The sequence below is a fragment of the Mycobacterium hippophais genome (assembly GCF_027529605.1).
Classification (GTDB): domain Bacteria; phylum Actinomycetota; class Actinomycetes; order Mycobacteriales; family Mycobacteriaceae; genus Mycobacterium; species Mycobacterium arseniciresistens.
Map to the genome: position 1 here is coordinate 87,001 of NZ_JAPZPY010000012.1, position 13,797 is coordinate 100,797.

General features: G+C 70.0%; 13 protein-coding genes. 7 read left to right on the top strand and 6 right to left on the bottom strand.

Annotated features, from left to right (window positions below):
• Nucleotides 1-74 precede the first annotated feature (74 nt).
• Both O6P37_RS22485 and O6P37_RS22490 read left to right on the top strand, forming a co-directional pair.
• The gene (locus O6P37_RS22485) at nucleotides 75-1,064 is read left to right on the top strand and encodes a sigma-70 family RNA polymerase sigma factor (protein WP_269896164.1); all 990 of its coding nucleotides are present in this window, start codon (nucleotides 75-77) and stop codon (nucleotides 1,062-1,064) included.
• 161 nt (nucleotides 1,065-1,225) lie between these two features.
• Nucleotides 1,226-1,918: a metal-dependent transcriptional regulator gene (locus tag O6P37_RS22490; protein ID WP_264015311.1), complete on the top strand. Its 693-nt coding sequence runs from the start codon at nucleotides 1,226-1,228 to the stop codon at nucleotides 1,916-1,918.
• 3 nt (nucleotides 1,919-1,921) lie between these two features.
• Here the strand turns inward: O6P37_RS22490 and O6P37_RS22495 are convergent, their stop codons facing one another.
• Nucleotides 1,922-2,968, bottom strand: coding sequence for a DUF4192 domain-containing protein (locus O6P37_RS22495; RefSeq protein WP_269896165.1), 1,047 nt, complete (start codon nucleotides 2,966-2,968; stop codon nucleotides 1,922-1,924).
• A 178-nt stretch (nucleotides 2,969-3,146) separates the two neighbouring features.
• Here O6P37_RS22495 and sthA point away from each other — a divergent pair, with 178 nt between their 5' ends.
• On the top strand, nucleotides 3,147-4,553 hold the full coding sequence (gene sthA / locus O6P37_RS22500) for a Si-specific NAD(P)(+) transhydrogenase (protein ID WP_269896257.1): 1,407 nt from the start codon (nucleotides 3,147-3,149) through the stop codon (nucleotides 4,551-4,553).
• Between the two features lie 4 nt (nucleotides 4,554-4,557).
• Here the strand turns inward: sthA and O6P37_RS22505 are convergent, their stop codons facing one another.
• A complete protein-coding gene (locus O6P37_RS22505) occupies nucleotides 4,558-5,355 on the bottom strand; it encodes a trypsin-like serine peptidase (protein WP_269896166.1) in 798 nt (265 codons plus the stop codon).
• Nucleotides 5,356-5,590: 235 nt separating this feature from the next.
• Here O6P37_RS22505 and O6P37_RS22510 point away from each other — a divergent pair, with 235 nt between their 5' ends.
• Genes O6P37_RS22510 through O6P37_RS22520 form a run of 3 tightly spaced genes read left to right on the top strand, consistent with a single transcriptional unit; the run spans nucleotide 5,591 to nucleotide 8,388 of the window.
• On the top strand, nucleotides 5,591-6,619 hold the full coding sequence (locus O6P37_RS22510) for a proteasome assembly chaperone family protein (RefSeq protein ID WP_408633229.1): 1,029 nt from the start codon (nucleotides 5,591-5,593) through the stop codon (nucleotides 6,617-6,619).
• An 18-nt stretch (nucleotides 6,620-6,637) separates the two neighbouring features.
• Nucleotides 6,638-7,660 carry an alpha/beta fold hydrolase gene (locus O6P37_RS22515; RefSeq protein ID WP_269896167.1) on the top strand — a complete coding sequence of 341 codons (1,023 nt, stop codon included), beginning with the start codon at nucleotides 6,638-6,640 and terminating at the stop codon, nucleotides 7,658-7,660.
• Between the two features lie 41 nt (nucleotides 7,661-7,701).
• Nucleotides 7,702-8,388: a PhzF family phenazine biosynthesis protein gene (locus tag O6P37_RS22520; RefSeq protein WP_269896168.1), complete on the top strand. Its 687-nt coding sequence runs from the start codon at nucleotides 7,702-7,704 to the stop codon at nucleotides 8,386-8,388.
• Nucleotides 8,389-8,391: 3 nt separating this feature from the next.
• On the opposite strand, the gene nrdR is transcribed toward O6P37_RS22520, so the two are convergent.
• A complete protein-coding gene (gene nrdR, locus O6P37_RS22525; protein WP_264015317.1) occupies nucleotides 8,392-8,856 on the bottom strand; it encodes a transcriptional regulator NrdR in 465 nt (154 codons plus the stop codon).
• Between the two features lie 158 nt (nucleotides 8,857-9,014).
• Complete coding sequence (locus O6P37_RS22530; RefSeq protein ID WP_264015319.1) at nucleotides 9,015-9,464, bottom strand: LysM peptidoglycan-binding domain-containing protein; 450 nt, start codon at nucleotides 9,462-9,464, stop codon at nucleotides 9,015-9,017.
• Between the two features lie 223 nt (nucleotides 9,465-9,687).
• Here O6P37_RS22530 and lexA point away from each other — a divergent pair, with 223 nt between their 5' ends.
• Nucleotides 9,688-10,404 (top strand): transcriptional repressor LexA, encoded by a 717-nt coding sequence (gene lexA / locus O6P37_RS22535; protein ID WP_269896169.1) that lies wholly within the window; start codon nucleotides 9,688-9,690, stop codon nucleotides 10,402-10,404.
• Between the two features lie 4 nt (nucleotides 10,405-10,408).
• On the opposite strand, the gene O6P37_RS22540 is transcribed toward lexA, so the two are convergent.
• On the bottom strand, nucleotides 10,409-12,382 hold the full coding sequence (locus O6P37_RS22540; RefSeq protein WP_269896170.1) for an LGFP repeat-containing protein: 1,974 nt from the start codon (nucleotides 12,380-12,382) through the stop codon (nucleotides 10,409-10,411).
• A 187-nt stretch (nucleotides 12,383-12,569) separates the two neighbouring features.
• Nucleotides 12,570-13,742, bottom strand: coding sequence for an acyl-CoA dehydrogenase family protein (locus O6P37_RS22545; RefSeq protein ID WP_269896171.1), 1,173 nt, complete (start codon nucleotides 13,740-13,742; stop codon nucleotides 12,570-12,572).
• Nucleotides 13,743-13,797: the final 55 nt, after the last annotated feature.

The window sequence follows — 13,797 nt, forward strand, 5'->3', positions numbered from 1 at the left end:
GAAAAAGCCCTGATCAAAAGGTGTGAAGCGGCAGGGGGGCGGGAACTACTAGCGGCACTTGGGCGTTAAAGCTCATGACAGTTCTAGCCGAGCAGGAGGCCGTCATGGCAAATGCCACCTTTAGCCGCATCGAGAGCGATCTGGACGCTCAGAGCCCAGCCGCCGACCTCGTGCGCGTGTACCTCAACGGCATCGGCAAGACTGCGCTGCTGAATGCCGCGGACGAGGTGGAGTTGGCCAAACGCATCGAGGCCGGCCTGTACGCCCGGCATCTGCTCGAGACCAAGAAGCGGCTCGGCGACGCGCGCAAGCGCGACCTCGCCGCGGTGGTCCGCGACGGCGAGGCGGCCCGCAGGCACCTGCTGGAGGCCAACCTGCGACTGGTGGTGTCGCTGGCCAAGCGCTACACCGGGCGCGGCATGCCGCTGCTGGACCTGATCCAGGAGGGCAACCTCGGCCTGATCCGGGCGATGGAGAAGTTCGACTACGCCAAGGGATTCAAGTTCTCGACGTACGCCACCTGGTGGATCCGGCAGGCGATCACCCGCGGCATGGCCGATCAGAGCCGCACCATCCGGCTGCCCGTCCATCTCGTCGAGCAGGTCAACAAGCTGGCCCGGATCAAGCGTGAGATGCACCAGAACCTCGGACGTGAGGCCACCGACGAGGAACTGGCCGAGGAATCGGGCATCCCCGCCGAGAAGATCGCCGATCTGCTCGAGCACAGCCGCGACCCGGTGAGCCTGGACATGCCGGTCGGCAGCGACGAGGAGGCGCCGCTCGGTGACTTCATCGAGGACGCCGAGGCGATGTCGGCGGAGAACGCGGTGATCTCCGAACTGCTGCACACCGACATCCGGCACGTGCTGGCGACGCTCGACGAGCGTGAGCAACAGGTCATCCGGCTGCGGTTCGGGCTCGACGACGGCCAGCCCCGCACCCTCGATCAGATCGGCAAGCTGTTCGGTCTGTCACGTGAGCGGGTGCGCCAGATCGAGCGCGAGGTGATGTCCAAGCTGCGCAACGGCGAGCGCGCCGACCGGCTGCGCTCCTACGCCAGCTAGTTCGCCGGCCGGTAACCGGCCGAAATCTCGAAGACGCAGCCACGGGTCCGCCGGCAACCGGCGGACCCGTCGCTGCCCCTGCGGCGCGTGTCGGCGCGATGATGCACCGCTGCGCAGGCCCTGGGAACGGTAGACTTTCGCAGGACGGAGGGCTGCGCGAAATGAATGATCTGGTCGACACCACCGAGATGTATCTGCGGACGATCTACGACCTCGAGGAAGAGGGCGTGGTGCCCCTGCGCGCCCGTATCGCCGAGCGGCTCGATCAGAGCGGACCGACGGTCAGCCAGACGGTCTCGCGGATGGAGCGCGACGGCCTGCTCCAGGTGGCCGGTGACCGCCATCTCGAGCTCACCGACAAGGGCCGCCAGTTGGCTGTCGCCGTGATGCGCAAGCACCGGCTGGCCGAGCGGCTGCTGGTCGACGTCATCGGCCTGCCGTGGGAGGAAGTGCACGCCGAGGCGTGTCGCTGGGAGCACGTGATGAGCGAGGACGTCGAACGCCGGCTCATCCAGGTGCTGGACAATCCGACCACCTCGCCGTTCGGCAACCCGATCCCCGGCCTGTCCGAACTCGGGCTGGCCGGCTTCCCCGGCGCCGATCAGGTGAGCCTGGTCCGGCTGACCGAACTGCCGTCCGGCATGCCGGTCGCGGTCGTGGTGCGCCAGCTCACCGAGCACGTCCAGGGTGACGCCGACCTGATCGCCCGCCTCAAGGACGCCGGCGTGGTGCCCAACGCCCGCGTCACCGTCGAGGCCACCGACCACGGCGGCGTCAACATCGTGATTCCGGGCCACGAGCAGGTCGAGCTGCCCCACCACATGGCGCACGCCGTCAAGGTCGAGAAGGTCTGACACTCAGCCGCTGCGGCGGCGAAACCCGGTCCGCGGCGGTAATTGCACCCCGAGCCGATCGGCCATCCGGTATCCGGTGAGCGCGAGTTCACGGATCTGATCGGGCCGCATCCCCGATCGCAGCGCCTGATCGAGCATGCCGGCCATCCGGTGCCGGGGGTCGAGGCGCAGCGCGGCCTCGAGGGCCACACCGGCCAGCGGACCGTCTCCCCTGGCGTAGGCCGAGAAGGAAAGCAGCACCAGCGCCTCGTTCCGCCACGGCGGCGGCAGCGTCCGGGACAGCAGCACCCACAGCGTCTCCGCCAGGTCCGCGTCTTGCCCGATCGCCAACGCGTACAACGTGTCCCGTACCGACGGGTCGGTCAGGGCGCAGGCCATCGCCGCCATCTGCGTGTCGTCGGGCCGTTGGCCGTCGCCCAGGCGGCGCGCGGCGGCGATCGTGTCCTCGATCTCGCCGCGCAGCACCGCATCCGGCCGAGGGACTTGGCGGCTCTGGTCGCGGCTGCGGATCATGTCGAGCAGGGCATCGCCGCGGGCCGGGTCGGCGTCGAGCACCGCTTCGAGTTCGGCGCGGCTGCGGTACAGCCGTCGGCCGTCGAGCACCGCCGCGGCCGCCAGCGGTGACGCGGACGGGTCGTCGACGGGCCCGCCCGCGCGGCCGTCCACCGAGTGCCAGCGCCCGCCCGTGGCGACCCGGTCCACCACGTGGGCGTCGAGCAGGTCGATGCCGCGCCCGGCCAGCGCGGTGTCCAGGCGGGCGACGAGCTCGCGATGGGCGTCGTTGCACGGTTCGCAGTCGGCCCCGCAGTCGTCGACGATCACGGCGATCACCGCGTCCGGCGCCGCCGCGGCCGCGACCTTCGCCAGGTCGTCGATCGAGGCGGCGAGTCCGTCGGACAGGTCGACGCGCAGCACCGCGCCCAGGCCGCCGCGCTCCACGGTGACGAGCACCAGCGACTGCTCGGGCACGAAGCCCAGGACGGCGGGTACGGCGGCGATCAGCCTGCCGGGGTGGTTGAACCGGTAACCGAACTGCTGCGATGAGGTCATGGCCGCAACGCTCGTCGGCCGCACTGTCGGAAGCGGCCCCCGCCGGCCCCGTTCGGGGCGCCCTGGGGATGAACCGCCGACTGTGGACAGCCGCGGCCCGGTGTCTGTTCACGAAGTCTTCGGCGTCGTCGGCATGCGAGATGGTCACAACCGGCGTACACCTTTTGCCATGGGTTCGATGCTGGAGTACGACCTCGTCGTCATCGGTTCTGGTCCGGGCGGGCAGAAGGCCGCCATCGCGGCCGCCAAGCTCGGCAAGTCGGTCGCGGTCATCGAACGTGGCCGCATGCTCGGCGGAGTGTGCGTGAACACCGGCACCATCCCGTCGAAGACGCTGCGCGAGGCCGTCGTGTATCTCACTGGGATGAGCCAGCGCGAGCTGTACGGGGCCAGCTACCGGGTGAAGGAGAAGATCACCCCGGCGGACCTGCTGGCCCGCACCAGCCACGTCATCAACAAGGAGCAGGACGTGGTGCGCAGCCAGCTGATGCGCAACCGGATCGACCTGATCGAGGGGCACGGCCGGTTCATCGATCCGCACACCCTGCTCGTCGAGGAGCCGACGCGCGGCGAGAACACGAAGGTCAGCGGTGAGTACATCGTGATCGCAACCGGCACCAAGCCGGCGCGGCCCGCGGGCGTCGAGTTCGACGAACACCGGGTGCTGGACTCCGACGGCATCCTGGACCTGAAGTCGCTGCCCACCTCGATGGTGGTGGTCGGTGCGGGCGTCATCGGCATCGAGTACGCGTCGATGTTCGCCGCGCTGGGCACCAAGGTCACCGTGGTGGAGAAGCGCGACTCGATGCTGGACTTCTGCGACCCCGAGATCGTCGAGGCGCTGAAGTTCCACCTGCGCGACCTGGCCGTCACCTTCCGCTTCGGCGAGGAGGTGACCGCGGTCGACGTCGGCGCCGCAGGCACGGTGACCACCCTGGCCAGCGGCAAGCAGATCCCGGCCGAGACGGTGATGTACTCGGCGGGCAGGCAGGGCCAGACCGAACACCTCGACACGGCGATGGCCGGCATCGAGGCCGACAACCGGGGCCGCATCTTCGTCGACAGCAATTTCCAGACCGTCGTGGACCACATCTATGCGGTCGGCGACGTGATCGGCTTCCCGGCGCTGGCGGCCACGTCGATGGACCAGGGCCGGCTGGCGGCGTATCACGCCTTCGGCGAACCGGCCAAGGGGATGACCGACCTGCAGCCCATCGGCATCTACTCCATCCCGGAGGTGTCCTACGTGGGCGCCACCGAGGTGGAGCTCACCAAGAAGGCGATTCCGTACGAGGTCGGGGTGTCCAGGTATCGCGAGTTGGCCCGCGGCCAGATCGCCGGCGACTCCTACGGCATGCTCAAGCTGCTGGTGTCGACCGACGACCTGAAGATTCTGGGCGCTCACATCTTCGGCACCAGTGCCACCGAGATGGTGCACATCGGGCAAGCGGTGATGGGATGCGGCGGCACCGTCGAGTACCTGGTCGACGCCGTGTTCAACTACCCGACCTTCTCCGAGGCCTACAAGGTGGCCGCCCTCGACGTGATGAACAAGCTGCGGGCACTCAATCAGTTCCGGCGCTGAGCGCTCAGCAGCCGTCGTCGTCGGCCGCGGGCGCCGCGTCGGCGGGGCCGCCGGCCTCCGCGCGGGCCAGCAGCCGCTCGATGTGCCCGTCGAACGGCGGCGAGTACGACAGGTCCTCGTCGCAGCCGCCGCCGTCGAGCCCGCCGACCAGTCCGGTGACCACCGAACCGGCGACCCAGGGTGCGCCGCTCACCCCGTCGACCAGCCCCTCGCACGGCACGGCCGGGAACCCCTCGGCAGCCACCGCCGTCGACGCCCGGCAGCCGATGGGGCCGCCCCCGATGCCCATCTGATAGCCGGTCACCGTCACCGGCGTACCCGGTCGCGGGGCGGCGCCCAGCGCCAGTCCCCCGCCCGCCTGCTGCGCGGGCGTGTCGCCGGCGTCCCGGCTGACCCGCGCGATGGCGTAGTCGGCCAGCGGATCCTGCCCGTCCACCCAGCGCGGATCGAGGTACACCGCATCGAGGTGCCACGGCTGCTGCCCCTGCGCGGCGGCGTCGAAGCCGGGCACGAACGTGGCGTCCATGCCGTCGACCAGGCAGTGCGCGGCGGTCAGGATGAGGTCACCGCGCGCGGAGTCCAGCACCGAGGCGGTGCAGGTGTGGACCGGGCCGTCGCCGACGAAGACGGCGCCGACCCGTGGATCGGCCGACACCGGCCGGGCGACCGCCGCGGGCGCGGCCTGCGCCTCGGGCCGCTGCACCGCCGTCGACGGCCCCGTGCAGCCGGCCAGGACGGCGACCAGCAGCACCGCCGGCACTGCGGTTCTCCGCAGGGCGGCCGTGACCGGGAACCCACGCATGACCCGATGGTGCCCGACGACGCTGGCAATCCGCCGCGCGCCGGTGGTTCGGCGGGACCGGATGCGGGCATCCCGTGCGGAATGCGGTCCCGGGGCGGCCGTGTTCGAACGTATGCGGGTTCTCGGCGACTGGCGGGGTCCGCAGCACCGCGGGTAGGTGCGACATGCGATCCCACCACGGCCTACCCGCCGCGATGGGCGACACTAGTGGTCCCGGCACGAGGAGGATGTTCACATGGCTGACGAGACGAGTGGGGGTGCCGACACCCCCGAGCAGTACTACCAGCCCGAGTCCACCGGCATGTACGAGCTGGAGTTCCCGGCGCCACAGCTGTCGTCGGCCGACGGCCGCGGGCCGGTGCTGATCCACGCGCTGGAGGGGTTCTCGGACGCCGGTCACGCGATCAAGCTGGCCGCCCAGCACTTGAAGAACACGCTCGACACCGAGCTGGTGGCGTCGTTCGCCATCGACGAACTGCTCGACTACCGCTCGCGGCGGCCGCTGATGACGTTCAAGACCGACCACTTCACGCACTACGAGGAGCCCGAGCTCAACCTCTACGCGCTGCGCGACACGGCGGGCACGCCGTTCCTGCTGCTCGCCGGGATGGAGCCCGACCTGCGGTGGGAACGGTTCATCACCGCGGTGCGGCTGCTGGCCGAACACCTCGGCGTGCGGCGCGTCATCGGGCTGGGCACCATCCCGATGGCGGTGCCGCACACCCGGCCGGTCAGCCTGACCGCGCACGCCACCGACAAGGAGCTGATCGCCGACCACACGCCGTGGGTGGGTGAGGTGCAGGTGCCGGGCAGCGTGTCCAACCTGCTGGAGTTCCGGATGGCCCAGCACGGTCACGAAGCGGTGGGCTTCACCGTGCATGTGCCGCACTACCTGGCTCAGACCGCATATCCGCAGGCCGCGGAGGCGCTGCTGGCCGAGGTCTCGCGGAGTGCGTCGCTGCAGATCCCGCTGGCCGCACTGGGCGAGGCGGGCGCCGAGGTCTACGAGAAGATCAACGAGCAGGTGGAGGCCAGCGCCGAGGTCGCTCAGGTGGTGACGGCGCTGGAGCGACAGTACGATGCGTTCGTCACGGCACAGGAGAACCGGTCGCTGCTGGCGCACGACGAAGAATTGCCCAGCGGTGACGAACTCGGCGCCGAGTTCGAGCGGTTCCTCGCCCAGCAGTCCGGCGAGAAGTTCAAGGAAGACAAGTACAGAGACGGCTACGGCGACGGTTTCGGTGAGGGCGACGACCGGCGGTAGCCCCGTACCGGAGGCCGCATGTCACCACGCAAGCCCGATCTTCGTCCGGTGCGGCAGCTGACGCCGTCTTTGGAGTACCGCACGATCCACGGCTACCGGCGGGCGTTCCGCATCGCCGGATCCGGCCCGGCGATCCTGCTGATCCACGGCATCGGTGACAACTCCACCACGTGGAGCACGGTGCAGACCGCGCTGGCGCAGCGGTTCACCGTCATCGCCCCGGATCTGCTCGGGCACGGGAAGTCCGACAAGCCCCGCGCGGACTATTCGGTGGCCGCGTACGCCAACGGCATGCGCGACCTGCTGAGCGTGCTGGACATCGACCGGGTGACCGTCGTCGGCCACTCGCTGGGAGGTGGCGTCGCGATGCAGTTCGCCTACCAGTTCCCGCAGCTGGTGGAGCGACTCATCCTCGTCGGCGCGGGCGGGGTGACCGGTGACGTGAACGTGGCGCTGCGGCTCGCGTCGCTGCCGCTTGCCAGCGAGGCGCTGGCGCTGCTGCGGCTGCCGCTGGTGCTGCCCGCATTGCAGGCCGCCGGCCGCATCGCCGGCAGTGCACTCGGTTCCACCCGCGTCGGCCGCGATCTGCCGGAGATGCTGCGAATCCTGGCCGACCTGCCCGAGCCGACGGCGTCGTCGGCGTTCACCCGGACGCTGCGCGCCGTCGTCGACTGGCGTGGCCAGGTGGTCACCATGCTCGACCGCTGCTACCTCACCGAATCCGTGCCGGTGCAGCTCATCTGGGGCTCGCACGACTCGGTCATCCCGGTCGGCCACGCCGCGATGGCGCACACCGCGATGCCCGGTTCGCGCCTCGAGGTGTTCGACAAGGCCGGCCACTTCCCGTTCCACGACGACCCGGAGCGGTTCGTCGAGGTGGTCGAGCAGTTCATCGACGCCACCGAGCCCGCCGTCTACGACCAGGAGCTGCTGCGGACACTGCTGCGCAACGGGCTGCGCGAGGGCACGCTTACCGGATCGGTCGGCACCCAGGTGGCGGTGCTCGACGCGATGGGAGCCGACGAGCGCAGCGCCACCTGACAATCGGCCACCCGGCCGAGCCGAGCACGTAGCATCGGCGCATGGCTACCGACGTGACAGTGTTGCGCGTGTTCACCGACGCCGACGGCCAGTTCGGCAATCCGCTGGGCGTGGTGGACGCGAGCACCGTGGACCCCGCCGACCGGCAGCAGATGGCGACCGAACTCGGTTACAGCGAAACGATTTTCGTCGACGTTCCCGAGCCCGGCGCGACCACTGCGCACCTGCGCATCTTCACCCCCGCCACCGAACTCCCGTTCGCCGGCCACCCCACCGTCGGCGCGGCGTGGTGGCTGCGCGAGCAGGGGTCGGCATTGCGCACACTGCAGGTCCCCGCGGGCATCGTGCAGGTCGCCTACGACGGTGACCTGACCGCCGTCAGCGCGCGCTCGGACTGGGCGCCGGAATTCGCGATCCACGATCTGTCCTCGCTCGACGAACTCGCCGAGGCCGACCCGTCGGATTTCCCCGACGACACCCAGCATTACCTGTGGACGTGGACCGACCGCGACAACGGCGAAGTGCGCGCCCGGATGTTCGCGGCCGTGCTCGGGGTACCCGAAGACGAGGCGACCGGCGCCGCCGCCGTGCGACTCACCGATTACCTCAGCCGCGACCTGACGATCGTGCAGGGCAGGGGTTCGGTGATCCAGACCCGCTGGAGCCCGGAGGGATGGGTGCGCGTGGCCGGCCGTGTCGTCAGCGACGGCGCCCGGCAGCTGCCCTGACCGTCAGCCCGACGTCCGCACCCGGCGGTGCTCGCGCAGCGCCTCGATCTCGCGCTCGAAGTCGTCGGCCGACGAGAACGACCGGTACACCGAGGCGAACCGCAGGTACGCCACCTCGTCGAGTTCGCGCAGCGGGCCGAGGATCGCCAGGCCCACCTCGTTGCTCGGTATCTCCGGTGAGCCCGCCGCCCGCACTGCGTCCTCGACCTGCTGCGCCAGCAGGTTCAGCGCATCGTCGTCGACCTGACGCCCCTGGCAGGCGCGCCGTACACCCTTGATGACCTTCTCCCGGCTGAACGGCTCGGTGACGCCGCTGCGCTTGACCACCGCCAGCACCGCCGTCTCCACCGTGGTGAAGCGGCGACCACACTCGGGGCAGGAGCGCCTGCGGCGGATGGCCTGGCCCTCGTCGGTCTCGCGGGAATCGACCACCCGCGAGTCGGGATGCCGGCAGAAGGGGCAATGCATCGTCGCTCCTTCGCTCCGTCGACAGGTACGCACGTCGAACCTCTCTGAGCGTACCTGCGCGGCGCCCGGACGACTCAGCGGCGTCGCGGTCGGCGCGCCTTCACGGGGCACTGCCACTCCCCTTGCGCAGTACGGCGATTCACCGCCCACGAGGCCGGTCAGCCCACCGGGGCGATCAGCGTCTGGCCGGCGTCGACCGCCGCCGAGTCCAGCTCGTTGAGTTCACGGATGCGATCGACGACCGCCGCGACCGGCGCCTCGGGCGCGACCCGCTGCGCGACCTGCTGCAGCGACTCACCGGTCTGGACCTGCACCACCGCCAGCTCGGCCGGCACCTGCGCGGGCGTGCCGACCACCCCACCGAGCTGCGCCACCACGCCCAGCCACACCGTGATCGCCGCGGCGACCAGGGCGAGACCCACCGTCGCCAACGGGGTGATCGGCCTGCGCCGGTGCGACGCCCGCGACACGAGCACGCCCGTCCCGCGGTACTGGACGGGCCGCCCGCCGGGGCGGGTGGACTGCGGCCGCCTGCGAGCCTGCGCCGGCCGGCGCACGGGCCGGGTGACGGGTCGAATCTCACTCTGCCGGGGTTCCACGATCGTCATCTGCCTGCCCTCTCCGCCGGTGGTCGTTCGCTACTGTGTTCGAAACATACTCGCTCAGGTGTTCGATGGATAGAACATGTGATCGAACTGTTGCGAAACGATAGAGCAGCCCACCGACAAGTCCCCTGGGACGGCCGGCGGCGCCCCGGGGGGCGGCCGGGTACCGCGACACGCCTCGAACACATGTTTGATCATCGGCCGTCGGGCGACTACATTCGGCACCATGAGCGACGACAGCAGGGACATCGGCGACGGCGGCAGCGCACCGGCGAGCACCGGCGGGCGGCGCAGCTCCGACAACGCCCTCACCGAACGCCAGAGCACCATTCTCGACGTGATCCGGGCCTCGGTCACCAGCCGCGGCTACCCGCCGAGCATCCGCGAGATCGGTGACGCCGTCGGCCTGACGTCGACCTCATCGGTCGCCCATCAACTGCGCACGCTCGAGCGCAAGGGCTATCTGCGCCGCGACCCGAACCGACCGCGCGCGGTCGACGTACGGGCCTCCGACGATCACGTCACCCCGGTGGTCACCACCGATGTCGCCGGCTCCGACTCACTGCCGGAGCCGACGTACGTCCCGGTGCTGGGCCGCATCGCCGCCGGCGGTCCCATCCTGGCCGAGGAGGCCGTCGAGGACGTCTTCCCGCTGCCCCGTGAACTCGTCGGTGAGGGTTCGCTGTTCCTGCTCAAGGTGGTCGGCGAATCGATGGTCGACGCGGCCATCTGCGACGGCGACTGGGTGGTCGTGCGTCAGCAGAACGTCGCCGACAACGGCGACATCGTCGCGGCCATGATCGACGGCGAAGCAACCGTCAAGACCTTCAAGCGCACCCGCGGACAGGTCTGGCTGATGCCGCACAATCCGGCGTTCGACCCGATCCCGGGCAACGACGCGGCGGTGCTCGGCAAGGTCGTCACCGTCATCCGCAAGATCTGACGGCTCAGTCCGCTCTGACGAACCCGTTCGTGCGGGCGAATTCTTCGCTGGCGAACCAGAGTTCGGCGACCGTGTCGCCATAGTCCGGGCTGTCCGGCGACCAGTACAGCCCGGATTGGGTGTCGGCCTTGATCGGGTAGCCCTCCGGCGGCTCGTTCGAGTCGTCGAGCGGCAGATGGATCGCGGTGCGTCCGGGCGTCGGCTCGTCGATGTCGATCGCCGCGTGCCTTCCGCTCGGCGTCTCGTCCACCACCTCCACCCGCGTGGGCGTCGTGTCGACGTCGTCGGAGTTGTCCTGGACATCGAATACCGGCGCCCCCGCCGCCACTGCGGCCGCCGGCGCCGCCACGAACGACGACTCGGCCCCCGGCGGCTGCGCCACCCGCGGGTCCCACGGACTGTCCGGTCCTGCCGATTCCGGTGTGGCGCCATGCTCGCCACCTTCGTCGTGGCCCGGATACCGCGGATCGCCGTAGCGGTGCGGCTCGTCACCGTGTGGCTCGCCGTGCGCACCCTCGTCATGAAGGCGGTCGTGGTCGAGGTCGTCGTACCAACCGTCACCCGGCGCGCCGAACGGTCCGTCGTCGCCGCGCCCGTCGTCGCGCCGCCCGCGCCTGCGGCTGAGCATCACCGCGCCGGCGATCAGGCCGATCAGCACGAGGATCGGGATCAGCGCCAGCAGCCACCACGGATTCCACTGGTCCCACGGCCGCTCGAACCACCGTTTGGCGTCGGTGTCGGAGGCCTGCGAGTCGGCCGGCGTCTCGGGCTGCTGCTGTCCCGGCACCTCGAGACCGGCCAGCTGGGAGGCAAGCCCCGCCGGTTCGGTGCTGAACTTGCCCGTGCTGCGATCCCACGAGAGCGCGCCGCCGCTGAACCGCTGCGTGACGACCTCGCCGTTCTCGCTCTGGTCGGCCATCGGCGCGCCGAGGTCACCGGTCGCGCCACCGAGCTTCGACCATGCGGCGTTCATCGCTCCGCGCACGATCACCGGCCCGTAGTCCGGCGTCCAGTAGATGACCGGCTTGTCCTCGGCGGCGAAGGTGCTGACCCGGCTGTTGACGCCGAGGCCGCCGTCCGCCTCGTTGCTCGTCGGGAAGCCGAGGTCGCCCTCCGGCCCGCCGACACTCTCGTACTTGTCGAGCACCTGTCCCGACACGACGTTGGCGCCCGTGGCCGGGGTGTAGAAGATCTTGCCGCCGGCGAAGTTCTGCCCGACACCGTCGGCGCCGATCGGGTACTGCTCGCCCTCCTTGGCGCCCAGCGGGCCCAGCGGGCCGCCCGCGGCACGGCGCGCGGCGTTGATGGCCGACGTCGCGTCCTCCGGCACCTCGAGACCGGCCAGCTGCCCGGCGAGGTCTGGCGGCACGGTGGTGTAGGCCTTGGTCTTGCGGTTCCACGTCAGTTCCCCGCCGGTGAACTTCTGCGACACCTGGTCGCCGCGGTAGACCTCGTCCTCGGCGGGCACCCCGAGCGGCCCCGCGGAGCCGCCGAGCTTGTCCCACGCCGCGTTGACGGCGCCGCGGACCACCCGCGCGCCGGTGGCCGGCGTCCAGAAGATGACCGGTCTGTCAGCGGCGCTGAAGGTGGTGTTGCGGCTCTCCGGGCTGACCCGGCCGGGTTGTTCGTCGATGGTCGGGAAGCCCAGGTCGCCGTCGGCGGGCCCGCCGAGCGACTCGTACTTCTCCAGGATCGCGCCCTGGGTGAAGTGGGCCCCCGTCTGCGGGGTGAAGAACATCTTGCCCGCGGCAAAGTTCTGCGCGAAGCCCGCGCCGACCGGGTAGACGCCGCCGTCACGCGGGCCGAGTGGACCGGCCGGTCCGCCACTGGCGTCATAGGCGGCGGTGATCGCGCCGTCGGCGTCGCTCTCCGGTGTCGCCCACGCGAGAGGCGCAGGCGCGACCGCGACGGCCAGCACCGCCAGCCCCACCGCTGCGCGCCTCATCGCCGCCCTCAGCAGTGTGCGCCGCCCGCTCATCCAACCTCCCCGTGGTCCGGCAAACTTCCCCGAACGTAGCGCTTTCGCCGACGAGGCGTCGAATGACGTCGGACGAGAAAGCATCAGACCGATCTGAGGGAAAATACCCCGCAAACCGTGCCACCCGCGGCTGGTTGGCCTCCCGCGCGCGGCGCGCCGCCCCTCGTGACACCAAAACCGCAGGTGGCTAGACCCCCAGGCTGCGGCCGATGATCTCCTTCATGATCTCGGTGGTGCCGCCGTAGATCGTCTGCACGCGTGAATCCAGGTACGCCCGGGCGATCGGGTACTCCCGCATGTATCCGTAACCGCCGTGCAGTTGCAGGCACCGGTCGATCAGATGGACCTGCTTCTCGGTCGTGTACCACTTGGCCATCGCGGCCTGTTCGACGGTGAGCTTCTCGTCGAGGTGCAACCGGATGAACTCGTCGACCATGATCCGCACCGCGGTGGCCTCGGTGGCCAGTTCGGCGAGCAGAAACCGGCTGTTCTGGAAGCTGCCGACCGGCTTGCCGAAGGCCTTGCGCTCCTTCGTGTACTGCAGCGTCTGCTCGAGCACCGCCTCCATCGCGCCGGCGGCGACCACGGCGATCGAGAGACGTTCCTGCGGCAGGTTCTGCATCAGGTAGACGAAACCCTGCCCCTCCTCGCCGAGCAGATTCTCGGCGGGCACCCGAACGTCGGTGAACGACAGTTCCGCGGTGTCTTGGGCGTCCATGCCGATCTTGTCCAGGTGACGACCGCGTTCGAAGCCCGCCATGCCGCGCTCGACCACCAGCAGGGAGAAACCCAGGGCGCCCTTGTCCGGGTCGGTCTGGGCGACCACGATCACCAGGTCGGCGTGGATGCCGTTGGTGATGAAGGTCTTGGAACCGTTGAGGATCCAGGAGTCCCCGTCCTTGACCGCGCGGGTCTTGATGCCCTGAAGATCGCTGCCGGTGCCCGGTTCGGTCATCGCGATCGCGGAGATCAGCTCGCCGCTGCAGAACCCGGGCAGCCAGCGCTGCTTCTGCTCCTCGGTGCCCAACCGGAGCAGGTAGGGCGCCACCACGTCACTGTGCAGGGTGAAGCCCAGCCCGCTGTACCGGCCCGCGACGGTCTCCTCGTCGATGATGACGTTGTAGCGGAAGTCCGCGTCGCCGCCGCCGCCGTACTCCTCGGGCACCGCCATCCCGAGGAAGCCCTGCTTGCCCGCCTCCAGCCAGATGCCGCGGTCGACGATCTTGTCCTTCTCCCACTGGTCGTGGTGCGGCGCCACGTGCCGTTCCAAAAAGCCCCGGTAGGACTCCCGGAACAGGTCGTGTTCGGGTTCGAAGAGGGTGCGTTCGTACTTGACGGCCGCGGAGCTGGACGAACCCATAGGTGATACCTCCGGTACTGGGTGTCGGGGATGCGGCCAACATATACCAACCGGA